This is a genomic window from Pseudomonas chlororaphis (assembly GCA_001023535.1).
Classification (GTDB): domain Bacteria; phylum Pseudomonadota; class Gammaproteobacteria; order Pseudomonadales; family Pseudomonadaceae; genus Aquipseudomonas; species Aquipseudomonas chlororaphis_E.
The window spans coordinates 5,148,806-5,170,412 of the sequence record CP011020.1; the positions used below are offsets into that span (position 1 = coordinate 5,148,806).

Annotated in this window: 19 protein-coding genes; 7 read left to right on the forward strand and 12 right to left on the reverse strand. The window is 62.8% G+C overall.

Annotated features, from left to right (window positions below; all coding sequences use genetic code 11):
- Window positions 1–26: 26 nt before the first annotated feature.
- Window positions 27–1,352 carry a Fis family transcriptional regulator gene (locus tag VM99_22500; GenBank protein ID AKK00703.1) on the reverse strand — a complete coding sequence of 442 codons (1,326 nt, stop codon included), beginning with the start codon at window positions 1,350–1,352 and terminating at the stop codon, window positions 27–29.
- 342 nt (window positions 1,353–1,694) lie between these two features.
- Between VM99_22500 and VM99_22505 the strand changes: the two genes are divergently transcribed.
- The 3 genes from VM99_22505 (at window position 1,695) to nhaB (ending at window position 5,029) form a co-directional block, all read left to right on the forward strand.
- Complete coding sequence (locus VM99_22505) at window positions 1,695–1,961, forward strand: hypothetical protein (GenBank protein ID AKK00704.1); 267 nt, start codon at window positions 1,695–1,697, stop codon at window positions 1,959–1,961.
- 183 nt (window positions 1,962–2,144) lie between these two features.
- Complete coding sequence (locus tag VM99_22510; protein ID AKK00705.1) at window positions 2,145–3,434, forward strand: hypothetical protein; 1,290 nt, start codon at window positions 2,145–2,147, stop codon at window positions 3,432–3,434.
- Window positions 3,435–3,526: 92 nt separating this feature from the next.
- Window positions 3,527–5,029, forward strand: a complete 1,503-nt coding sequence (nhaB, locus tag VM99_22515; GenBank protein ID AKK00706.1) for a sodium/proton antiporter — start codon at window positions 3,527–3,529, stop codon at window positions 5,027–5,029.
- Between the two features lie 111 nt (window positions 5,030–5,140).
- Here the strand turns inward: nhaB and VM99_22520 are convergent, their stop codons facing one another.
- The 3 genes from VM99_22520 to VM99_22530 are packed head-to-tail and all read right to left on the reverse strand — an operon-like array spanning window position 5,141 to window position 8,456.
- Window positions 5,141–5,962: a hydrolase gene (locus tag VM99_22520; GenBank protein AKK00707.1), complete on the reverse strand. Its 822-nt coding sequence runs from the start codon at window positions 5,960–5,962 to the stop codon at window positions 5,141–5,143.
- Window positions 5,959–7,479 (reverse strand): glucose-6-phosphate dehydrogenase, encoded by a 1,521-nt coding sequence (locus VM99_22525; GenBank protein ID AKK00708.1) that lies wholly within the window; start codon window positions 7,477–7,479, stop codon window positions 5,959–5,961. The genes VM99_22520 and VM99_22525 overlap by 4 nt, the downstream gene beginning before the upstream one ends.
- Window positions 7,476–8,456, reverse strand: a complete 981-nt coding sequence (locus VM99_22530) for a 6-phosphogluconate dehydrogenase (protein AKK00709.1) — start codon at window positions 8,454–8,456, stop codon at window positions 7,476–7,478. Before VM99_22530 ends, VM99_22525 begins: the two co-directional genes overlap by 4 nt.
- 862 nt (window positions 8,457–9,318) lie before the next feature.
- Here VM99_22530 and VM99_22535 point away from each other — a divergent pair.
- A complete protein-coding gene (locus tag VM99_22535) occupies window positions 9,319–11,058 on the forward strand; it encodes a hypothetical protein (protein AKK00710.1) in 1,740 nt (579 codons plus the stop codon).
- Window positions 11,059–11,151: 93 nt separating this feature from the next.
- Here VM99_22535 and VM99_22540 read toward each other — a convergent pair whose 3' ends face one another.
- From VM99_22540 to VM99_22550, 3 genes are all read right to left on the reverse strand, one after another.
- Complete coding sequence (locus VM99_22540; GenBank protein ID AKK00711.1) at window positions 11,152–12,270, reverse strand: ATPase; 1,119 nt, start codon at window positions 12,268–12,270, stop codon at window positions 11,152–11,154.
- A 183-nt stretch (window positions 12,271–12,453) separates the two neighbouring features.
- Complete coding sequence (locus VM99_22545; GenBank protein ID AKK00712.1) at window positions 12,454–12,795, reverse strand: ketosteroid isomerase; 342 nt, start codon at window positions 12,793–12,795, stop codon at window positions 12,454–12,456.
- A 51-nt stretch (window positions 12,796–12,846) separates the two neighbouring features.
- Entirely contained in the window at window positions 12,847–13,563 is a 717-nt protein-coding gene (locus VM99_22550; protein ID AKK00713.1) for a DNA-binding protein, read from the reverse strand.
- Between the two features lie 157 nt (window positions 13,564–13,720).
- On the opposite strand from VM99_22550, the gene VM99_22555 reads away from it, so the two are divergent.
- The gene (locus tag VM99_22555; GenBank protein ID AKK00714.1) at window positions 13,721–14,191 is read left to right on the forward strand and encodes a lipoprotein; all 471 of its coding nucleotides are present in this window, start codon (window positions 13,721–13,723) and stop codon (window positions 14,189–14,191) included.
- A gap of 1 nt (window position 14,192) precedes the next feature.
- Here VM99_22555 and VM99_22560 read toward each other — a convergent pair whose 3' ends face one another.
- Window positions 14,193–15,116 carry a nitrilase gene (locus VM99_22560; GenBank protein AKK01834.1) on the reverse strand — a complete coding sequence of 308 codons (924 nt, stop codon included), beginning with the start codon at window positions 15,114–15,116 and terminating at the stop codon, window positions 14,193–14,195.
- An 85-nt stretch (window positions 15,117–15,201) separates the two neighbouring features.
- Between VM99_22560 and VM99_22565 the strand changes: the two genes are divergently transcribed.
- Window positions 15,202–16,110, forward strand: a complete 909-nt coding sequence (locus VM99_22565; GenBank protein ID AKK00715.1) for a LysR family transcriptional regulator — start codon at window positions 15,202–15,204, stop codon at window positions 16,108–16,110.
- 3 nt (window positions 16,111–16,113) lie between these two features.
- Here the strand turns inward: VM99_22565 and VM99_22570 are convergent, their stop codons facing one another.
- Window positions 16,114–16,368 carry a hypothetical protein gene (locus VM99_22570; GenBank protein AKK00716.1) on the reverse strand — a complete coding sequence of 85 codons (255 nt, stop codon included), beginning with the start codon at window positions 16,366–16,368 and terminating at the stop codon, window positions 16,114–16,116.
- 158 nt (window positions 16,369–16,526) lie between these two features.
- Here VM99_22570 and VM99_22575 point away from each other — a divergent pair, with 158 nt between their 5' ends.
- Window positions 16,527–16,844 carry a hypothetical protein gene (locus VM99_22575; GenBank protein ID AKK00717.1) on the forward strand — a complete coding sequence of 106 codons (318 nt, stop codon included), beginning with the start codon at window positions 16,527–16,529 and terminating at the stop codon, window positions 16,842–16,844.
- A gap of 178 nt (window positions 16,845–17,022) precedes the next feature.
- On the opposite strand, the gene VM99_22580 is transcribed toward VM99_22575, so the two are convergent.
- The 3 genes from VM99_22580 to VM99_22590 form a co-directional block, all read right to left on the reverse strand.
- Window positions 17,023–18,891: a feruloyl-CoA synthase gene (locus tag VM99_22580; protein AKK01835.1), complete on the reverse strand. Its 1,869-nt coding sequence runs from the start codon at window positions 18,889–18,891 to the stop codon at window positions 17,023–17,025.
- Window positions 18,892–19,022: 131 nt separating this feature from the next.
- A complete protein-coding gene (locus VM99_22585) occupies window positions 19,023–20,471 on the reverse strand; it encodes a salicylaldehyde dehydrogenase (protein ID AKK00718.1) in 1,449 nt (482 codons plus the stop codon).
- A gap of 107 nt (window positions 20,472–20,578) precedes the next feature.
- Window positions 20,579–21,409, reverse strand: coding sequence for a p-hydroxycinnamoyl CoA hydratase/lyase (locus tag VM99_22590; GenBank protein ID AKK00719.1), 831 nt, complete (start codon window positions 21,407–21,409; stop codon window positions 20,579–20,581).
- Window positions 21,410–21,607: the final 198 nt, after the last annotated feature.

The following is a 21,607-nucleotide window of genomic DNA, read 5'->3' on the forward strand; positions in this document are numbered from 1 at the left end:
CTATCGCCTATAGGTTCCGGGAGGATTCATCGGATCTGATGCTTGTGCAGCAACCGATAGAACGTCGGCCGGGACACGCCCAGTACCCTGGCCGCGACGCTGAGGTTGTCGCTGTGGCGATTGAGCACGTCACTCAATGCCTGGCGCTCGGCACGGGTCTTGTAGTCTTCGAGGGTGCCCATGGGGGCGACCACCCCCTGGGGGCTGGCCAGGCCGAGGTCATGGGCCTCGATCTGTCGCCCTTCGGCCAGCACCAGCCCGCGCCGGACCCGGTTGGCCAACTCCCGCACGTTGCCGGGCCAGTCATGCATGCCCATCGCCACCAACGCATCCTCGCTGAAGCTGCGGGGCCGGCGCCCGGTTTCCTGGCTATAGAAATGGGAAAAATGACTGGCCAGCATCGCCAGGTCGCCATGGCGCTCGCGTAGCGGTGCCATGACCACCTGCAACACGTTCAAGCGATAGTACAAGTCCTCGCGAAACCGCTTGAGCCCGATGGCCGCTTCAAGGTCCACATGGGTGGCCGCCAGGATCCGCACGTCCACCGCGATGGGCTGGCTGCCACCGACCCGCTCGATGTGCCGCTCCTGCAAGAAGCGCAGCAAGTTGGCCTGCAACTCCAGCGGCAGGTCGCCAATTTCATCGAGAAACAAGGTGCCGCCATGGGCCGCCTCGATTCGCCCAATCTTGCGCTGGTGCGCACCGGTGAAAGCGCCCTTCTCATGGCCGAACAACTCGGACTGGATCAGGTGTTCCGCAATGGCCCCGCAGTTGATCGCAATGAAGGGCTTGTTGCGTCGGTGGGATTGGAAATGCAGGGTGCGCGCGACCAACTCCTTGCCGGTGCCGCTCTCGCCGCGAATCAGCACTGGAGACTCGGTGGGCGCCAGCTTGCCCAACAACTTGCGCAGTTCCCGGATCGGTTTGCTGTCACCCAGCAATTCATGTTCAGGCTGGTCGATGTGTATCGAACCTTGCCCACGCAACCGCGCCATGCCGAACGCCCGCCCCAGGGTGACCTGCACGCGGGAGACGTCGAAGGGCAAGGTGTGGAAGTCAAAAAACCATTCGCAGACAAAGTCACCGACGTTCTGCAGGCGCAACACTTCCTGGTTGAGCACGGCGATCCATTCGGCGCCGCTGCGGCTGATCAATTCCTTGACCGCTTCCGGGCGCTCCAAGTGAAACGGCTGCAACCGCAACAGGCCGACATCACAGGTGCGATCGCCGGCGTGTTCGAGGGCACAGCTGTCCACGTCCCAGCCGATGGACCGAAGGCCGGGCAATAGACGATGACAATCGTCGCAGGGATCAACCACGAGCAGACGACGCGACGTACTGGCTTCGAGCATGACTGATCCTTGGCGCCAAAATAAGGAAATGTGATTAGAAACAGTCGTTTGGCAAACCTGCATGTAACAGTAGCAAGAAGTTGACACACCCTTGTATCAATTGATTATCGAGACGGCACAAAACTGGTTATAAGCGCGATTCTAATTAACGAATCCGTCATTAATTCTTTCACCACGCTTTCAAACAAAAGCCACAACGCCGGGTCTGAAAGAAAATCGAAATTTATTCAACAATTGTGTGACCCGCCCCCGGGTTCGGAACATCAGTACAAGTAACCAGCCGCACGGTACGCCCAACCGCCGGCACATCATTTGATTGGGCACCTTTTAAGAGAAGACGCCATGAACGCCCCGCTCCGTATCAACGAAGCTCTTTTGATTGCCGACCGCGCATTCCGTCCCTTCCAGTGCGTGGCCTGGGCCCCACAAGACGGTAACGGCGAACTCAGCCTGACCGTCATCGACCGCACCAATACCCACATCGGTCGCACCCAGATTCCAAGCAGTGCCTATACCGACCCGGCCCAACTGGCCAACTTGTTGAAACAAGCCCGCGCCGAATTGAGCCAGGAAGGCTATAAGTTGCAGTCCTGGTCCATGCCGGAATAACTCGCAGTCAGCGTTATTTATGGTTGCAGGCTTGGCACTGGATCAGAAAGCCATCGTTATGGCACGAAACGCCCCTGCATCTGCTGGACCTGACAGTTGTGCACTTTCACATTCAGGGTTTGAATGTTGCCTTCATGCCGTCGTCGCCCTTTCGGGGCGTTCGACGCACAAGGAGAGGCATGCATGCCCGATCAATCCGCATTGGCGTTTTCCAAGGCTGCGGCTCACGCAGGGCAACTTGACCCAGGCTTTGCCGACAACGGCAAAGCCTGGGTTCATTTCGAGGGCAGTACGTCGAGCCTGCTCACCGGGCTGACCCTGGACCGCGCCGGTCGGGCCTTGGTAGCCGCCCGGGTCGAGACCGCCCAGGGCACCCGGTTCGGGCTCGCCCGCCTCAACCAGGACGGCTCCACCGATCCGGGCTTCGGGACGGGCGGCAGCGTGATCGGCTCGTTCGAGAACGGCTTCGACGCCACCGCAGGCAAAGTGATCGAGTTGCCCGACGGACAGATCCTGCTCTGCGGCCTGCACTACGAAAGTAACGACCACACCCTCCCCGCCCTGGCGTTGTTCGATCGGCAAGGCCGCGCCGTGCCTGGATTCGGCAACGCCGGCCGACAGATCGTCCGGCTGTGCGGCAACCTTTCCCAAGGCCTGCGCGACCCTTGGCTTCCGCCGGGTGTGCCCGGCCTTGAAGCCTGTGACATGCAAGTGCAGGCCGATGGCCGGATACTCCTGCTGGCCAATCATCACTTCCAACTGTCCGACCATGTCGGCGTGCTGATCCGACTCCTACCGGATGGCGAACTGGACAATACCTTCAACGGACGCGGCTTTGTGATGGTCCGCCGCCTGCTGAAAAACACCTGGCTGGGCTGCCTGACGCTCCAGGCCGATGGCCACATCCTCGTCGGCGGGGCCATCGACCTGCCCCAGCATGGCCTGATCGCGCGCTACGACCCCCACGGCAACCTCGACAGCGGCTTTGGCGACGCAGGCTTCCTGTCCATCCTGGCCCAGGACCACAGCGTGATGGTCAGCCAGATCGTCGAACATGCAAACGGCGACCTGCAGGCGTTTGGCAGCAGTCGCGACCCGATGCACAGCCTGTCCTTGAAAGTGTGCCGCGATGGCGTACCGGATCACCACAGCAACCAGGGCCAATGCCGACTGTTGGAAATCGGTCGCGGCGCCAGCCAATGGACGGCCGCCCAGGTCCAGGCAGATGGAAAACTGCTGACCGCCGGCGCCACCCTCGGCGGTATCGAGGCCGACTTCGTACTGGCCCGGCATTTGCCGGACGCCAGCCTCGACCCGGATTTCGGCGAAGGCAACGGCTGGGTTCGCACGCGCTTGGGCTACAGCCTGGACACCGCTACCGGGTTGGCGGTGCAACCCGACGGAAGAATCCTGGTGGGCGGCTACTCACTCAACGGCAGCTACCGTGCGGTGGTGGCCCGGTATTGGGCCTGAGCCCCGTCGCATTTGAAGGACATTTGCTTCTGCGCTTGATATTGCGCATGTGTTACGGCAAGTTGCGCGCTTCTAATTAAAAGGAGCAGCCGATGTCCGGTCCAATGGCTCAGGCTTTCGCGCACAACTTTCTGGGGCATTCCCCACGCTGGTACAAGGCGTGCATCATCACCTTCCTGATTCTCAACGCCGTGGTGCTGTGGACGCTGGGTCCGATCGTTGCCGGCTGGATGTTGGTGGTGGAATTCATCTTCACCCTCGCCATGGCCCTCAAGTGCTACCCGCTGATGCCCGGTGGCCTGCTGCTGGTCGAGGCTCTGCTGCTGGGCATGACCACGCCCAAGGCGCTGTACGACGAACTGCTGCACAACTTTCCGGTCATCCTGCTACTGATGTTCATGGTGGCCGGCATCTACTTTATGAAAGACCTGCTGCTGTTCCTGTTCTCACGCCTGCTCCTGGGCGTGCGTTCCAAGGCGCTGCTGGCGCTGATGTTCTGCTTTCTCTCGGCGTTCCTGTCGGCCTTTCTCGATGCCCTGACCGTCACCGCGGTGATCATCAGCGCCGCGGTGGGCTTTTATTCGGTGTATCACCGCGTGGCCTCGGGCAACGATCCGCGCCAGGACAGCAGCGTCGATGAAGACCACGCCCTGCCTACCTTGCACCACGAAGACCTCGAGCAGTTCCGGGCCTTCTTGCGCAGCCTGCTGATGCATGGCGCCGTCGGCACCGCGCTGGGCGGCGTCTGCACCCTGGTGGGCGAGCCGCAGAACCTGTTGATCGGCCATGAGATGGGTTGGCATTTTGTCGAGTTTTTCGTGAAGGTCGCGCCGGTCTCGCTGCCGGTGCTGGTTGCCGGGCTGGTGACCTGCGTGGCGCTGGAAAAGCTGCGCCGGTTCGGCTACGGCACATTGCTGCCGGATAACGTGCGGGCGGTGCTGGCCGACTACGCCGAGCAGGACAACCGCGAGCGCACCTCACGCCAAAGGGCGGCGCTGATCGTCCAGGGCATCGCCGCGCTGATCCTGATCGTAGGACTGGCGCTGCACATCGCTGAAGTCGGCCTGATCGGCCTGATGGTGATCGTGCTGATCACTGCGTTCACCGGCATCACCGACGAGCACCGCCTTGGCAATGCATTCAAGGACGCCATGCCGTTCACTGCACTGCTGGTGGTGTTTTTTGCGGTGGTGGCGGTCATTCATGACCAGCAACTGTTCACGCCCTTGATCCAATGGGTGCTGGCCCTGCCCGCCGACCAGCAACCGGGCATGCTGTTCATCGCCAACGGCCTGCTATCGGCCATCAGCGACAACGTGTTCGTCGCAACCATCTACATCACCGAAGTGAAGCAGGCCTTCATATCTGGCCACATGAGCCGCGAACAGTTCGAAACCCTGGCGGTGGCCATCAACACTGGCACCAACCTGCCCAGCGTCGCCACCCCCAACGGCCAGGCCGCGTTCCTGTTCCTGCTGACCTCGGCAATTGCCCCGCTGATTCGCCTGTCCTATGGCCGCATGGTCTGGATGGCACTGCCCTATACCGTGGTAATGGGCGGGCTGGGTTGGTATGCAGTGACCTACTGGCTGTAACTGAAGAAAGACTGTGGGAGCGGGCTTGCCCGCGAAGGCGGTAGGTCAGTCAACCTCTTCATCGACTGACCCACCCTTTTCGCGAGCAGGCTCGCACCGGCGTGCTTGGGGTTATCGGGGCAGGATGTAGCGTTCGATTGCCAAGGCCGCACCGTCTTCGGTGTTGGCGGCGGTGACGACATCGGCCTGGCGCCGGATCGCTTCTTCCGCTTGCCCCATGGCAATCGACAAGCCTGCACGATGGAACATCGCCGGGTCGTTGCCTCCATCGCCCATGGCGGCGGTCTGCTCCAGCGGCACGTCGAGGAAATCGGCCAGTGTCGCCAACGCTTCACCCTTGTTGGCCTTGAGCGCCGTGACGTCCAGGTAGATCGGCTGCGAACGCGACACCTGGGCCTGGCCGTTGAGCAGCGGGTGCAGGCGCGCCTCCAGCTCCACCAGCAAATCAGTGTTGGCGCTGGTGGCGACGATCTTGTCGATGCGTTCCAGGTAAGGCTCGAAGCTCTCGACCTGCACCGGCGGATAGCCCAGGCCGCGGGTTTCCACCGGGACCATCGGCCCGTGGGCATCGCGCACCAGCCAATCGCCGTCGGCAAATACCCAGGCCTCAATGCCAGGCTGATCGGCGTACAACGCCAGGGTGGTCCGCGCTACCTCGGGCGGCAGGTAGTGCACCGCGAGGAAACTGCCGTCCGGATGCACCAGCGTGCCGCCATTGAACGCCGCGGTGGGCAGGTCGACACCCAGGGCCTCGATGTATTGCAGCATCGCCCGGGGCGGCCGACCGGTGGCGAGGCTGAACAACACGCCGGCCTCGCGCAAAGAACGCACGGCTTCGATGGTACGTTGGTTGAGGCTGTGGTCGGGCAGCAACAGAGTGCCGTCCATGTCACTGAGCAGGAAGCGGATGGGGCGTTTCAACGGCTCGCTCATCCGAGGCCGTGCCAGACGCGACCATCGCGTGTCAGCAGGTCATCGGCCGCGGCCGGCCCGTCTTCCCCGGCCTTGTACGGCTGGAACGTCGCGTCCTGCTGCCAGGCGTCGAGGAACGGCTGCACCGCGCGCCAACCATTTTCAATATTGTCGGCACGCTGGAACAGCGTTTGATCGCCCGTCAGGCAATCGTAGATCAGGGTTTCGTAACCCGTGGACGGCTGCATTTCGAAGAAGTCCTTGTAGGCAAAGCCCAATTCTATGTTTGCCATGTCGAGGGCCGGGCCTGGCCGCTTGGCCAACAGGTCGAACCACATGCCTTCGTTGGGCTGAATCTGGATTCTCAGGTACGTAGGTTGCAATTCGTCGACGTCGGTGTCGCGAAACTGCGCATAAGGCGCCGGCTTGAAGCAAATGACGATTTCCGTGTCACGCACGCTCATGCGCTTGCCGGTGCGCAGGTAGAACGGCACGCCCACCCAACGCCAGTTATCGATCATCACCTTGAGGGCGACGTAGGTTTCGGTGGTGCTGTCGGCCGCCACGTTGGATTCTTCGCGATAACCGTTGACCGCCTTACCGCCCAGTTCACCGGCGGTGTACTGGCCGCGCACCGAGTTGGCGCGGGCCTGCTCCACCGACCACGGCCGGATCGCACCCACGACCTTGGCCTTCTCGCCCCGCACCGCATCCGCGCCGAAGGCCGCCGGCGGCTCCATGGCCACCATCGCCAGCAGTTGGAACAGGTGGTTGGGCACCATGTCCCGCAGGGCGCCGGTGCGTTCATAGAAACTGCCACGGGTTTCCACGCCGACGGTTTCGGCCGCGGTGATCTGGACGTGGTCGATGTAGTGGTTGTTCCAGAACGCCTCGAACAGGCTGTTGGAGAAACGGCTGACCAGAATGTTCTGCACCGTTTCCTTGCCCAGGTAATGGTCGATCCGGTAGATCTGTTTTTCGCTCATGACCTTGAGCAGGCAGGCATTCAGCGATTCAGCGGTGCGCAGGTCGGAGCCGAACGGCTTTTCGATCACCACGCGCCGGAACGCATCCGGCTGCTCCTGAAGCAGCCCGGCCGCACCGAGGCGGCTGACCACCTCGCTGAAGAAGCGCGGCGCGGTCGCCAGGTAGAAGACCGCGTTGCCGGTGCCGCTGGCGGCGATTTTCGCCGCCAGCGCGTCATAGGTGCTGTCATCGAGAAAGTCACCCTGCACGTAGCTGATGCCTTGCGCCAGGCTGGCCCAGCGCTGCGGGTCGAGCGCGTGTTCGGCGTCGCCGCCTTTGCTCGCCGCTTCGCTGCGAATGAACGCCTCCAGCTTGCTGGCGAAGTCCGCATCGCTGATGGCGTTATGGTCAACTCCAACGATCCGCAGCCCATCTCCCAGCAGGCCGTCACGACTCAAGTGGTACAGCGCCGGCATCAGCAGGCGCTTGACCAGATCGCCATGGGCGCCGAACAGGAACAACGTGGTCGGCGGTGCAGGTTCTGCCTTGGATTTGCTGCCGATCGCGGTCATTTTTTCGGTGTCTCCACGTGGCCGCCAAAGCCGAAGCGCATGGCCGAGAGCATCTTGTCGCCATAGGTGCTCTGCTGGCGCGAGCGGAAACGGGCGAACAACGAGCTGGAGAGCACCGGCACCGGCACCGCCTGCTCGATGGCGGCCTCGATGGTCCAGCGCCCTTCGCCGCTGTCGGCGACCTCGCCGGAGAAGCCATCGAGTTTCGGATCGCTGGCCAGGGCGTCGGCGGTCAGGTCCAGCAACCAGGACGACACCACGCTGCCGCGACGCCAGACCTCGGCGATATCGGCGACGTTCAAGTCGAAACGCTGCTCTGGTGGCAGGCTTTCGCTGGATTTGGTCTTGAGGATGTCAAACCCTTCGGCGAAGGCCTGCATCATGCCGTACTCGATGCCGTTGTGGATCATCTTGACGAAATGCCCGGCGCCCGCGGGGCCCGCGTGGATGTAGCCGCGTTCGGCACGGTCGTCGTCGGACTTGCGGTCGCGAGTCCGTGGGATATTGCCCATGCCCGGCGCCAGGCTGTCGAACAGCGGGTCCAGGCGCTTCACCACTTCGGCGTCACCGCCGATCATCATGCAGTAGCCGCGCTCCAGGCCCCACACGCCGCCGGAGGTGCCGACGTCGATGTAGTTCAGGCCCTTCTCCAGCAGGGCGTGGGCCCGGCGGATGTCGTCCTTGTAGTACGTGTTACCGCCGTCGATGATCACGTCGCCCGGCTCCAGCAGGCCGCTGAGCACGGTGATGGTGTCTTCGGTCGGCGCACCGGCCGGCAGCATGACCCAGACCGCCCTTGGCGCCTCAAGGGCGGCCACCAGCGCTGGCAGGTCCGCGACGCCAGTGGCGCCTTCCTGGCTGAGATTTTCGACGAACGCAGCGTTGCGGTCGTAGACCACGGTGGTGTGCCCATTGAGCATCAGGCGCCGCGCAATATTGCCGCCCATGCGGCCCAGTCCAATAATCCCGAGTTGCATGTGCTGATGCTCCCTACTACAAATAAAGGTAAGTCAAAGGTTTAGCTCAAAAGACAGTTGGGGGTTAGTCCAGAGCATTGCTGCATAGTTTCCGGGTAATTTGAGCGATCACAAGGGATAACGCTCCAATCCCGGCCAAAGACACAGCGACCATGAAAAATAAAAAAGTTCCAATCACAAGCAAAAGAAATCAGAATCGGCGCCGATAGTAGAGGTGTCGACCAAAATGCTGGCGACGTCTCTATAGTTGATGTACGCCATTTGCGAGGTGAGCAATGGGCCCAGTCGTTACCGCACGTCCTCCCCAAACCCTTTATGTGACCATTCGTCGCGATGAATTGCGCCTTCTCAAGGAAGAGCGTGATCTGCTGCTAGATGAAGTGACGCAGTTGCGCATGCAGTTGCAGCACGCACAGCTGTCCCACCAGAACCAGGCTGTGGCGCGGTAAGCGTCCCAGAGGCACGGCATCAGGAAGGGACATTGGGCAACCCGGTGTCCTTCCCATGAAAAACAGCCCTCCCTCGTGTGGCAGGGCTTTGTGAAGCCACCTTGTGGGAGCCTGCTCCCACAAGCCTGATCCTCATCCCCTTTCCCGATACCCGCCACCGTGGGAGCGAGCCAGCCTGCGGAAACCGCGTTTGCGTGAAACTCAATGGCGGCTGAACCAACACCTTCGCGAGCAGGCCCGTCTTCAAAGGAAGGCGTCCCCTTGCGCACCTAAGTCAGCATTTTGTAACCAAAAAACTCACGAAGTTTTCACAAGCGGCTCGCGATACTGCCGACCTTTAGGGTTGCTCGGCGTGTGCCTGCGGTCACCAATCCGGTACCGCCAGGCGCGTCGATAACAGGCTGGAGCGCTTGATGAGTTTGTTCAAACGCAGCACAACGACTGCGAAAGGTTTTGACTGGGCCGGGCTTGGCTGGCTGTTTCTGTTCTTCTGGTATTTTTCGGGCATTACCCAACTGCTCATTCTGCTCAGCGACACGTCCGGCTTCACCGGGTTTCGCCAGGCATTCGTGATGAGTGCCCTGTGGCTGGCGCCCATGCTGCTCTTCCCCGCCCGCACCCGCCTGCTCGCGGCCCTGATCGGGATCGTGCTGTGGGCCTGTTCCATGGCGAGCCTGGGGTATTTCTTCATTTACCAGCAGGAATTTTCCCAGAGCGTCATCTTCATCATGTTCGAGTCGAACGTGGCGGAAGCCGGCGAATACATGACGCAGTATTTTGCCTGGTGGATGGTGCCGGCGTTCCTCGCCCACACCGTCGTGGGCTATCTGCTCTGGACCCGCCTGCGCCCGGTCTACCTGCCGCGTGGGCAGGCCATTGTCGCGGCGGCGGCCATCGTGGTGGCCGTGGTCGGCTATCCATTGATCAAGCAGACCCAGCGCACCGGCAGCTTCGCCGGTGGCCTGGAAAAATTCGAAGACCGCATCGAGCCCGCCGTGCCTTGGCAGATGGTCGTGGCCTACCGACGCTACGGCGAACAACTGGAAAACATGCAAGGCATGTTGCACAGCGCCAGCAAGATCGCGCCGCTGAATCACCTCAAGGACGCCATGGCCGACCAGCCGGCGACCCTGGTGCTGGTGATCGGTGAGTCGACCAACCGTCAACGCATGAGCCTCTATGGCTACCCGCGCGAAACCACGCCGGAACTGGACAAGCTCAAGGACCAGCTCGCGGTGTTCGACAACGTGATCACCCCGCGCCCCTACACCATCGAAGCGCTGCAGCAGGTGTTGACCTTCGCCGACGAGGAAAACCCGGAGCTGTACCTGAGCACGCCTTCGCTGGTGAGCATGATGAAGCAGGCCGGCTACAAGACCTTCTGGATCACCAACCAGCAGACCATGACCAAGCGCAACACCATGCTCACGACCTTCTCACAGCAGGCCGATGAGCAGGTGTACCTCAACAACAACCGCAACCAGAACGCCGCCCAGTACGACGGCGACGTGATCGAGCCCTTCAACAAGGCCCTGGCCGACAGTGCCCCGCGCAAGTTGATCGTGGTGCATCTGCTGGGCACCCACATGAGCTACCAGTACCGCTATCCGCCGACGTTCGATAAGTTCACCGACCGCCAGGGCGTGCCGGCAGGTGTGCGTGACGACCAACTGCCCACCTACAACAGCTACGACAACGCGGTGCTGTACAACGACTTCGTGGTTTCCAGCCTCATCAAGGACTACGCCAAGAGCGATCCCAACGGCTTCCTGCTGTACCTCTCGGACCACGGTGAAGACGTCTTCGACTCTCAGGGCCATGACACCCTGGGCCGCAACGAAGCCAAGCCGACCGCGCCGATGTACACCATCCCGTTCATGGCCTGGGCTTCGCCCAAGTGGCGCGAAAGCCATGACTGGAGCTTTGCCGGCGACCTGTCGCGGCCCTACAGCAGCTCGCACCTGATCCACACCTGGGCAGACCTGGCGGGCCTGAGCTTCGACGAGCTGGATCACAGCAAGAGCCTGGTCAGCGACCAGTTCAAAGCGCGACCACTGATGATCGGCAACCCGTATGAAAGCCAGCACAAGGGCCTGATCGATTTCAGCCTGATCAAACCCAAGGCGCCTGTGGCTGAAATCGTCCAGAAATGATCGAAAACGGCAGAATGCCCCTGGCTTCTGCCATGACCATTTCCATTTCACATCGGTAGTGCTGACGGCGTGGGGCCGACGGCGGGGGCCCGGTCAGGCGGGTTGACCAAAACGTTGCATCTGCATTTCCTGGAGCCGACTGAGCGTGCGGCGAAACGGGAATTGCAGATAGCCTTCGGTGTACAAGTCTTCCATCGGCACTTCGGCGCACAGGTACAGCGGCACCTTGCGGTCGTAGCACTCGTCGACCAGGGCAATGAAACGCCGCACGCCATCGTCATGGACGGACAATTGCGGCAGTTCACGGTCGCCGGCCTCCACCCGTTCGACCCCGTCCTCGGTACCACGGGCAATGCGCCCTTCGCGCTGTTCGGCGCTCAGGCAAGGCACATCGCCGAGCAGAATCACGCTGAAACGGTCACACAAGGCCATGAAATCCAGCGCCGAGAACGGTTGCTCACAAAGATCGGCGTAGCGGCTCCAGAGCACCGTATCGCCAGCCCGGACGGGCTCGAGCAGGCGATGGCCGACTTCGATCGGCCCGCTGGCGAGCGTTTGCCCACCCGCCAACTGGTCAAAGACCGCGGCCAACGGGTCGGGTTGCCCGCAGCCGCGTACCCAGTAGCGTTGCTGCACCGCGCCCGGGTGTTGGCGGTGGTCCTGCCACCCGTTCACCGGCACCACTTGCATGTATTGCTTGATCGCGCTGATGGTCGGCAGGAAGCGTTCACGGTTGTGGCCGTTGGCATAGAGTTCTTCGGGCGGCAGGTTGGACGTACTGACGATCACCATGCCTTGTTCGAACATCACCTGGAACAGCCGTCCGAGGATGATGGCGTCGCCGATGTCGGTGACGAACAATTCGTCGAAGCACAGCACCCGCACCTCGGCACTCAGCTCCCGGGCCAAGGCCTGCAAAGGGTCCGGTGTGCCGGTCAGTTGGAAGGAGCGCTGGTGCACCCAGGCCATGAAGTGATGGAAGTGCTGGCGGCGCGCCGGCACCTTGAGGCTCTCGTAGAAGCGGTCCATCAGCCAGGTCTTGCCACGACCCACCGGCCCCCACAGGTAAACGCCCTTGATCGACTTGCGGCCCTCGCCCAATGCCTTGTGGCATTGTTCCAGAGCCATGATCGCCAGTTCCTGAGCCTCGTCCTGGACGAAGCCGTGGTGTTCGATGGCGTGCTGCCAGGCACTCAGGGGGGAGTCAGTCATGCGGCCCAGGTCCGGGGGAAGAAGGACCGGGAGTATGCCATGTGAAGGCATCGAAAAACCTGTGGCGAGGGGATTTATCCCCGTTGGGGCGCGTAGCGGCCCTGTCTTTTTGCGGTTGCTGCGCAACCGATCGGGGATAAATCCCCTCGCCACAACAGCGTTCACTTCAGAGCGACAGAAACACTAGACCGAGATATCCAGCCGGCTGATCTTGCCCTGTTCGTCGAGGCGGAAGGTGTAGCGCAACTCCAGCGGGCTGCCGGGAAAGGTGCCGGAGATCAGGTTCTGCACCAGCACCTTGCCGGTTCGTTGCTGCACATTGAGCACTTGCACCCGTGGCTGGTAGCGCTGGGCGGTGTCTTCCATCCATTGGGCGATGGCCTGGGCACCGAGGCGGTGGTGGCCTTCATCGAACACGCTGGCGTTTTCGGCGAAGAAACGCGTCACCGCCGAGCTGTCACGAGCGTTGGCGGCGGCAATATAGCCGGCGATGGCCGGGGCCAGGGAAGAGACGGGGTTGGACATGGCAGGGCTCCTTGTTTTATCGATCTGGCGCCATGCTAGAACACTGCTGTGTCAGTTTTTGTCAGGAGTGAAGCGCCCGTTTTCGTCCAGTTGCATCAGTGCGAACCAGGCGCGCAACAGGTCGCTGCGCCGCCCGGGGTAGCGCTCGCCCTGCTCGGCGGCCGAGGCAATCCGGTCGGTGCGGAAGGTACGGTAGGCCCCTCGCAATTCGCACCAGGCCACCACTACCCGCGCCTCGTTGAAAAAGCCCAGGGCCAGCGGCCAGATCAACCGCTGGCTGGGGGTCTTGTTCACGTCGGCGTAATCGATGTGCAGCTTGGCCTGGGTGCGAATGGCCTGGCGATAGACATTCAACTGCACGGTGTTCTGCGGGTAGCCATAACCCGGCGGCCCGGGCAGCACCGTGGGATTGCGCAAGGCGTCACGAACGTCCGGGGCAAGCACCGCCTCCACCTTCGCCAACGCGTCGGCGGCAGCCTTGCCCAGCACGTCGTCGCCACGCTGGTCCACGTAGCGCAAGCCCAGCACGATGGCTTCGATCTCATCGGCGGTGAACATCAGTGGCGGCAGGAACAGCCCACTGCGCAAGACATAGCCAATGCCCGCCTCACCCTGGATCGGCGCACCGAGGGCCGTCAGCTCAGCGATGTCACGGTACAAGGTACGCTCGGACACGTTCAGCTCGACAGCCAATGTCGCGGCGGTAACCGGGCAACGCTTGCCCCGCAAGACTTGCAGCAAAGTGAGCAGCCGGGTAGTACGCGACACGATGGGCGATCCGCAGGGAAATAATTGCCGCAGATTAGCAGAGACGGGTGTCAGAAAATGTCAGGAGCCAGCCTTTTCATGGCCAGGCGCCGGTTGCCGATAATTGCGGTAGCCTGATGACTGCCAGCCCCCCTGATGTCCATTGCGAGAGTTGACCATGCGCAGATTGTTCGGCCTGTCCCTGCTACTGATGTTGCTCAGCCTGAGCGCCTGCGCCCTGTTCCCGCAGCGCGACCCACTGACGATCAACGTGGTCGGCATTGAGCCGCTGCCCAGCCAGGATCTGGAAATGCGTTTTGCCGTGAAGCTGCGCGTGCAGAACCCCAACGACACCACCCTGGACTACAACGGCGTGGCGCTGGACCTGGAAGTCAACGGTCGGCCCCTGGCCTCGGGGGTCAGCGACCAGACCGGCTCCCTCCCCCGGTTTTCCGAAACAATACTGAGCATCCCGGTGAGCATCTCGGCGTTTTCCGTACTGCGCCAGACCCTCGGCCTGAGCCAGACCCAAAGCCTGGATAACCTGCCTTACGTGCTCAGGGGCAAACTCGCCGGCGGAGTGTTCGGCACCCGGCGCTTCGTCGACCGTGGCACCCTCGACTTACGCGGTTCCACGGCCACCTGGTGAATCATTGGATGAAACGCACACCCGGCTTGGCCCGTTCATCCACCACCAGTTCGAAGATGTCGGGCCGGGCGTAATGGCCGACCACGTCGTAGTCGTACCGCGCGCGCACCAGCTCATCGGTATCGATTTCAGCGGTGAGCAACCCGGCGCAGTCCTTCAAAGGCCCGGCCAGCACATCGCCCATGGGCCCAACGATCATGCTACCGCCCGCGATCAACGGGCGTTCGGCAGGCCAGTTCGCAACCTCGATGCCCAACGCTTGCGGCGAGGCCTGAACCTGGCAGGCACTGACCACGAAACAGCGCCCCTCGTGGGCAATGTGGCGCAAGGTCACTTGCCACATCTCGCGCTCATCCACCGTTGGCGCACACCAGACGTCCACGCCTTTGGCATACATCGCGGTGCGCAGCAGCGGCATCATGTTTTCCCAGCACACCGCCGCGCCCACGCGACCGACCTGGCTGTCGATCACCGGCAGGGTCGAGCCGTCGCCCTTGCCCCAGATCAACCGTTCGGTGCCCGTCGGCATCAGCTTGCGATGCCGGGCCACCAGGCCCGCCTCGGGTTCGAAGTACAGCGCGGTGCAGTACAAGGTACTGGCGCAGCGCTCGATCACGCCCAGCACCAGGCTGGCGCCCGTGCGTGCCGACAATCCGGCCAGGGCTTCGGTTTCGACCCCGGGCACGTCGATGGCATTGGCGAAATAGCGGGCAAACGCTTCGCGTCCTTCCGGCAGGCGATACCCCAGTTGAGTGCCGAAACCTTCGCCCTTGGGGTAGCCACCCAGCAGGGCTTCGGGCATCACCACCAGGCGCGCCCCCGCCTCGCGGATGGCGTCTTCATAAGAAAGGATCTGGGCCAGGGTGTCGCCCTTGCCGCCGGGCAACGAACCGATTTGCAGGGCCGCCACAATGGATTTGGGCATGGTGTTCAACTCCGTCATTAACAAGTGTTGCTGATTTTCCGGCGTCGACCGATCATGAATAAAGCCCCAACCGCTGCTAAATGATATGAGCGTTATGAATATCGCCGACATCGACCTCAATCTGCTCAAGACTTTCGAAGCGCTGCATGACGAGTCCAGCGCCAGCCGTGCCGCCCTGCGCCTGGGTGTGACCCAGTCGGCCATCAGCGCCGCATTGCGCAGGCTGCGCAGCCTGTATGACGATCAACTGTTCGTGCGCACCGGTCGGGGCCTGGCGCCGACGTTGCGAGCCAACCAGTTGAAGCCGGTGATCAGCGAAGCCTTGAACAAATGCCGCCAGAGCCTGGCGATGGTGGACCCGCACGCCAACCATTATCAGGGGCGCTCGGTCATCGTCGGGCTGTCCGACGACTTCGAGATCGCCTACGGACGGCGCCTGGTAGAAGAAGTGGCGCAGCGTGCACCGGGCCTGCGCCTGATTTTTCGCCAGACCCACAGCCAGATCGTTGGCCTGGCGCTGATGGAGCGTCACCTCGACCTGGCGATCACGGCCGGCGGTTTCGCCCAGCGGCTGCTCAGCCGCCAGGTGCTGGGGGAAGGCGACTACGCTTGCCTGGTCGACCCGGCCAGCCTGGCGCAAGCCTCGCCGACCCTCAGCCTGGAGGCGTTCGTGGCCCGCGAGCATTTGTTGGTGTCTTCCGGTGGTTTTATCGGCATCACCGATGAAGGGTTGGCCGGGCTCGGCCTGAGTCGACGGGTGTCTGCCTCGACCACCCATTTCGCCGCGCTGCCTTTCCTGCTCAAGGGCAGCCAGGCCGTGGCGACCATTCCGACCCATGCCGCCCAGGCCATCGCGGCCCTCGGCGGCCTGGCGTTGCTGCCCTGCCCTCTGGCGCTGCCTCGCTACCCCATCGAACTCGGCTGGCGAACCCAATTGCAGATGGACCCGGCCGTGATCAAGGTTCGCGAGGCAATTGTCGCCGCCTTCGCGTAGGGCTTACTTGTTGGCCGCCATCAGCCGGTTGACTTCACTGCGCACCATGTTGGCGTATTCCGGCGGCGACATGCCGTCCAGTTCGGCGCGCACCCACTCGGCCCACTTGCCCTTGCGCTTGGAACGCTCGCCGAACAGCCGCGCCGCATCACCCTTGGCCTTGCCCAGGTTGTTTTGCCACAGTTCAAAGAGTCGGGATTTTTCGTCTTCCAGGGCGGCGCGCTCGGCCAGGGGCTTGTCAGCCAGATTGAAGCTCATGGGAATTACCTGTTGCGTAAATAGGCGACATCTTACACCTTGCGGCGAACAGCCTTAACCCGCTTTTGGGAATGACCGGTTGCGAGCAGCCTCGTCGCAACTTTTAAGCTCGCGCAGCACTCCATAGTTCACTGCCATCATTTACAAGGAGATACACCATGGCGCGTAGAAGCACCGTGCAAGCAAACGGGGAGCAAATCAAGGACCAGGCCTTCAGCGAGCTGAAGGCGTTGATCGAAGAGTCGGAGAAGTTGCTCAAGAACAGCGCCGCACTGGTCGGCGAAGACGCGGAGAACCTGCGCGGCCAGATCTCCCAGAAACTGCAACAAGCCCTGGATTCCCTCGCCAGCGCGCGGGAGCGAACCCGCCCGATGGTCGACGCCACTGAAACCTACATCGGCGGCCACCCGTGGCAGACCGTGGCGATCTCCGCCGGGTTCGGGCTGGTGGTGGGCTTGCTGCTGGGACGGCGGTAAGCCACCCCTTGTGGGAGCGGGCTTGCCCGCGAAGGCGGTAGCACGGTCAAGTTCATCGCTGACTGACGCGCCGCTTTCGCGAGCAAGCTCGCTCCCACAGTGAGGATGGCGGGCTGCTTGGGATTGAGACTCGACGCTAAACTTTGTGGGAGCGGGCTCGCGGTACAACTTGCACCCGCTAGCCCGCCCGCAGGATCGACGCATCCTCGCCCCGATACAGCGCCTCGACTTTCTCCGCCCGCCACTGCAACACCGCACGCTGGTTGAGCGAACCCTTGTCGGTGATTTCACCACGGTCGATGGAAGCCGGCTCATCGAGCAGGGCAATCCATTCCACACGGCTGGCATTCCCGCTGGCCTGATGATTCAGGCGCTGCAACCATTCAGTGAACCATTGGCGCACCGCCGAGCTGGCCAGCACCTGGGCATCAGTGGCATCGGCGCCCAGCCCCGACAGGCGACGGCACTCGGGGAGTCGTGGAAACACCAACGCGCCCAGGCATTCGCGATCAGGCGCGGTGACCACCAGGTCCAGGACATAAGGCGTGCCTTCCAGCACGGCGCGATTGCGCAGTGGCCCGACGCTGACGAACACCCCGGACGACAACTTGAAGTCCTCGGCGATCCGCCCGTCGAACATCAGCCCCAATTGCGGATTGCTCGGGTCGGCCAGCTTGATCGCGTCACCGGAGCAATAGAACCCTTGCTCGTCGAAGACTTCCGCGGTCTGCTGCGGTGAGCGCCAGTAGCCCGGCATGATGTGCGGTCCGCGAAACCGGCCTTCAAACTTGCCGTCCACCGGTACCAGCCGCACCTCGCAGCCCGGGGCCGGCAGGCCGATGTAGCCGGCCATCGACAGCGGCCCGGTAGTGAAGGTGCAGGACGGCGCCGCCTCGGTCATGCCCAGCCCTGCCATCATGCGGATGCGTTCGCCGCAATGGGCCTCGGCGACCTTGTCGAGGCGGTCCCAGGTGCTTTGGGACAGGCCGGCGGCGGCAAAGAAAAACAAGCTGATGCGCTTGAAGAAACGCTCGCGCAGTTCGCCGTCCTGCTCCAGGGCGCTGACCAATTCTTCCCAGCCCTTGGGGACGGTCAGGTAGGCCGTGGGCGAAATCTCCTTGAGGTTGCGCAAGGTCTCGGCGAAGCCCTGGGCCGTGGGTTTGCCGTCATCCAGGTAAAACGTGCCACCGTTGTAGAGCACGATGCCGACGTTGTGGCTGCCACCGAACGTGTGGTTCCACGGCAACCAGTCCACCAGCACCGGCGGCGCCTCGCCAAACACCGGGAAGGTCTGTAGCAGCATCTGCTGGTTGGCACAGAGCATGCGCTGGGTGGTGATCACGGCTTTGGGCAGCTTGGTCGAGCCCGACGTGAACAGGAACTTGGCGATGCTGTCCGGCCCCGTGGCGGCGAACGCCCGCTCCGCCGCCTCGCCGCCAGGCTGGGCCAGCAGGCTGGAGAAGCGCGTCATAGCGCGGCCCGGCAGCTCGCCACGCACGCTGATCAAGGGTACGTTGGCCGGCAGCACGGCATTGATCGCTCGCTCGAAAGGCGCCGTGTCGCTGACAAACACCAGCCCGGGCTGCAGCAGGTCGCAGACGTGACGCAGCTTGGCGAAGTCCTGGGACAGCAGCGAATAGGCCGGCGACACCGGGCAATACGGGATCCCGGCGTACATCGCGCCCAGGGCCATTTGCAGGTGTTCGATGTCGTTGCCCGACAGCAGCGCCAAGGGTTTTTCCGCCGACAAACCAAAGCCCAGCAGGCTTTCGGCGATGGCGCGGACACTGTCGAGCATCTGCGCGTAGCTGACCCGGTGCCAGTCACCTCCCCCGTCGCGGGCGGCGATGAAGGTGTGCTGCGGGCGGACTTCGGCCCAGTGCACCAGGCGATCGAGCAAGCGCGCCGGCAAAGGCGCCAAGGGTTCCAGGGAACGCATGTGCAGGATGCCGCGCTCTTCCCTGACTTCTACGGCGGGATGACCGATCGACACCTGGCGATAACGCCCGGCCGGGGTCCGGGAGGACGATCTGAACTCGGAACTCACGTACATTTCCTCCACCAAGGCACGGTCGGCTCGCATGAAACGAGCGGAGCGTGGCAGCGTCTGGCTGCGGCCTTGTCATTATTATTGGCCTGCATCGCGGCGGCGCTGGGCCGCCGACGATGCGACGGGTTTCAGATCGGGTAATGCCGGGCGCCATTCTGCAAGGTCACCCAGCGCAACTGGGTGAAATGCTCGATGGACGCCTTGCCGCCAAAGCTGCCATAGCCACTGGACTTGACCCCGCCGAAAGGCATCTGCGCTTCGTCGTGCACGGTCGGGCCGTTGATGTGGCAGATGCCCGATTCGACACGCTGGGCCAGGGCCAGGGCACGGGTGGTATCACGGCTGAAGATCGCCGCCGACAAGCCGAACTCGGAGTCATTGGCCAGGCGCAGCAGGGCTTCGTCGCCGTCACCGCGCAGCAGCACGGCCACTGGCCCGAAAGACTCCTCGCGGTACAGGCGCATGTCGGCGGTGACGTTGTCGAGCAAGGTCGGCTGCAGGATGCTGCCGTCCAACTGCCCGCCCGCCACCAGCTTCGCGCCCTTGCCCAAGGCATCGTCGATCAGCCCCTTGATGCGCTGGCCGGCACTGGCATCCACCAGCGAGCCCAGCACCGAATCACCGTTTGCCGGGTCACCGGCGCGCAACGTGGCGATCTTCGCGCTCAAGCGCTCGACAAAGGCATCGGCGACACTGGCGTCGACAATCAGCCGCTCGGTGGACATGCAGATCTGTCCCTGGTTGAAGTACGCCCCGAAGGCGGCCGCCTCTACCGCGGCATCCAGGTCGGCGTCGTCCAGCACCAGCAACGGTGCCTTGCCGCCCAGTTCGAGCAAGGCCGGCTTGAGGTGCCGCGCCGACAGTTCACCGACAATCCGCCCGACGTGGGTCGATCCGGTGAAATTGACGCGGCGCACGGCCGGATTGGCGATCAGCCGCTCGACAATCGCCGGCGCATCGGCTGGCGCGTTGCAGATCACGTTGACCACCCCGTCGCCCAGGCCGGCGTCCTGAAGGACCTGGCCGATCAGCCGGTGCACCGCCGGGCTGATTTCGGACGCCTTGAGCACCACGGTGTTGCCACAGGCCAGGGGCATGGCGATGGCGCGGGTGGCGAGAATCACCGGGGCGTTCCACGGCGCAATGCCGAGCACCACGCCGCAGGGCTGGCGCAGGGCCATGGCAAAACTGCCGGGCACGTCCGAAGGGATGATTTCGCCGTTGATCTGGGTGGTCATCGACGCCGCTTCGCGCAGCATGTTGGCCGCCAGGTGTACGTTGAATCCGTACCAGTTGGCCATGGCGCCGGTTTCGCCGGCGGCGGCGATGAACTCGCCGCTGCGGGCTTGCAACTGTTCGGCGGCGCGCAGCAAACGCGTGCGGCGCTCGTTGGGCGCCAGCGCGGCCCAGGCGGGGAACGCGGCTTGGGCCGCGGCCACGGCGGCGTCGGCATCTTCCAGGGTGGCGGCGGCGACGCGCGAGACCACGTCACCGGTCACCGGGTTGCAGCGCTCGAAGGTCCGACCGTCACGGGCCGGGCACGACTGGCCGCCGATCAACAGGGGCACGTCCAGCATGGTGATTCCTCTTTATTGTCTTTATCGGGAATGCAGCGCAGCGGTGTAACAGTAGCGCCGGGGCGACGCGGCGAACAGCGGGATGCGGCCCGCTATCGCCTGTCGCCTCAGCGCTTATAGGTTTGCAAGCCAGGCTTGATGGTCTTGTCGTCCAGGAACTGCTTCATGCCCTGTTCGCGACCGCCTTCGGTGTCCAGCAGGCGCGACTGGTCGAGCTTGGCGTACAGGTAATCCTCGTTCTGCTCCCAGGTCAGCTCGCGGCAGCGTTTGAAGCCATGCTTGGCTGCCCGCAGCACCACCGGGTTTTTCTCCAGCAGGTTGCGCGCCAGCTCCACGGTAACTTCGCGCAGTTGCGCCAGGGGCACGCTCTCGTTGACCAGGCCCATTTCAGCGGCTTTCTGCCCGCCGAACGTCTTGCCGGTCATGATGTAGTACAGCGACTGGCGATGACCCACGGTGTCGGCCATGGCCTTGCTGACCAGGTTGCCGGGCGGGATGCCCCAGTTGATTTCCGAAAGCCCGAAGGTCGCTTCGTTGGCACAGATCGCCAGGTCGCACGCCACCAGCGGGCTGAAACCGCCGCCGAAGCACCAGCCGTTGACCATGGCGATGGTCGGCTTGGCGTACATGCGCAGCAGTTTCCACTGCCATTGGGAGGCCTCGCGGCGGATTTTTTCCTGGAGGATTTCCGGCCCGGCATCCACTTCGCGGAAATATTCCTTGAGGTCCATCCCGGCGGTCCAGGCATCCCCTGCCCCGGTCAACACCAGGACGCCGGCGGCCGGGTCCTGCTCCAGGGTCTCGAGCACGTCGATCATCTCGCGATTGAGGGTCGGGCTCATGGCGTTGCGTTTTTCCGGGCGGTTGAGCGTGACCCAGGCGATGCCCTCTTCGATCTCGACCTTGACCGTTTTCCAGCGACCTTCGTAGTTGCTCATGATGCGGGCTCTCTTGTTCTTTGGCTGAAGATGAGCAAAAACTAAACCTGAAATTTAGTTATGTCAATTAACTATTAATCGATTTACCTGTGTTTTTTCAGCGATGCGAAGGCAGCTGCAAATCAGGAATTCGCGCTCGCCCATAGCCAGGGCGTCGCAACCTCGGCAAAATGCATAGCCTTATTAATTACTCATCCC

What these genes read in the sequence shown, in the direction of transcription:
- VM99_22540 (AKK00711.1), bottom strand. Translation starts at nt 12,270, where the DNA reads ATGACTGACTCCCCCCTGAGTGCCTGGCAGCACGCCATCGAACACCAC.
- VM99_22505 (AKK00704.1), top strand. Translation starts at nt 1,695, where the DNA reads ATGAACGCCCCGCTCCGTATCAACGAAGCTCTTTTGATTGCCGACCGC.
- VM99_22560 (AKK01834.1), bottom strand. Translation starts at nt 15,116, where the DNA reads ATGCCCAAATCCATTGTGGCGGCCCTGCAAATCGGTTCGTTGCCCGGC.
- VM99_22545 (AKK00712.1), bottom strand. Translation starts at nt 12,795, where the DNA reads ATGTCCAACCCCGTCTCTTCCCTGGCCCCGGCCATCGCCGGCTATATT.
- VM99_22565 (AKK00715.1), top strand. Translation starts at nt 15,202, where the DNA reads ATGAGCGTTATGAATATCGCCGACATCGACCTCAATCTGCTCAAGACT.
- VM99_22525 (AKK00708.1), bottom strand. Translation starts at nt 7,479, where the DNA reads ATGACCGCGATCGGCAGCAAATCCAAGGCAGAACCTGCACCGCCGACC.
- VM99_22520 (AKK00707.1), bottom strand. Translation starts at nt 5,962, where the DNA reads ATGAGCGAGCCGTTGAAACGCCCCATCCGCTTCCTGCTCAGTGACATG.
- VM99_22575 (AKK00717.1), top strand. Translation starts at nt 16,527, where the DNA reads ATGGCGCGTAGAAGCACCGTGCAAGCAAACGGGGAGCAAATCAAGGAC.
- VM99_22535 (AKK00710.1), top strand. Translation starts at nt 9,319, where the DNA reads ATGAGTTTGTTCAAACGCAGCACAACGACTGCGAAAGGTTTTGACTGG.
- VM99_22530 (AKK00709.1), bottom strand. Translation starts at nt 8,456, where the DNA reads ATGCAACTCGGGATTATTGGACTGGGCCGCATGGGCGGCAATATTGCG.
- VM99_22510 (AKK00705.1), top strand. Translation starts at nt 2,145, where the DNA reads ATGCCCGATCAATCCGCATTGGCGTTTTCCAAGGCTGCGGCTCACGCA.
- VM99_22555 (AKK00714.1), top strand. Translation starts at nt 13,721, where the DNA reads ATGCGCAGATTGTTCGGCCTGTCCCTGCTACTGATGTTGCTCAGCCTG.
- VM99_22570 (AKK00716.1), bottom strand. Translation starts at nt 16,368, where the DNA reads ATGAGCTTCAATCTGGCTGACAAGCCCCTGGCCGAGCGCGCCGCCCTG.
- nhaB (AKK00706.1), top strand. Translation starts at nt 3,527, where the DNA reads ATGTCCGGTCCAATGGCTCAGGCTTTCGCGCACAACTTTCTGGGGCAT.
- VM99_22500 (AKK00703.1), bottom strand. Translation starts at nt 1,352, where the DNA reads ATGCTCGAAGCCAGTACGTCGCGTCGTCTGCTCGTGGTTGATCCCTGC.
- VM99_22585 (AKK00718.1), bottom strand. Translation starts at nt 20,471, where the DNA reads ATGCTGGACGTGCCCCTGTTGATCGGCGGCCAGTCGTGCCCGGCCCGT.
- VM99_22590 (AKK00719.1), bottom strand. Translation starts at nt 21,409, where the DNA reads ATGAGCAACTACGAAGGTCGCTGGAAAACGGTCAAGGTCGAGATCGAA.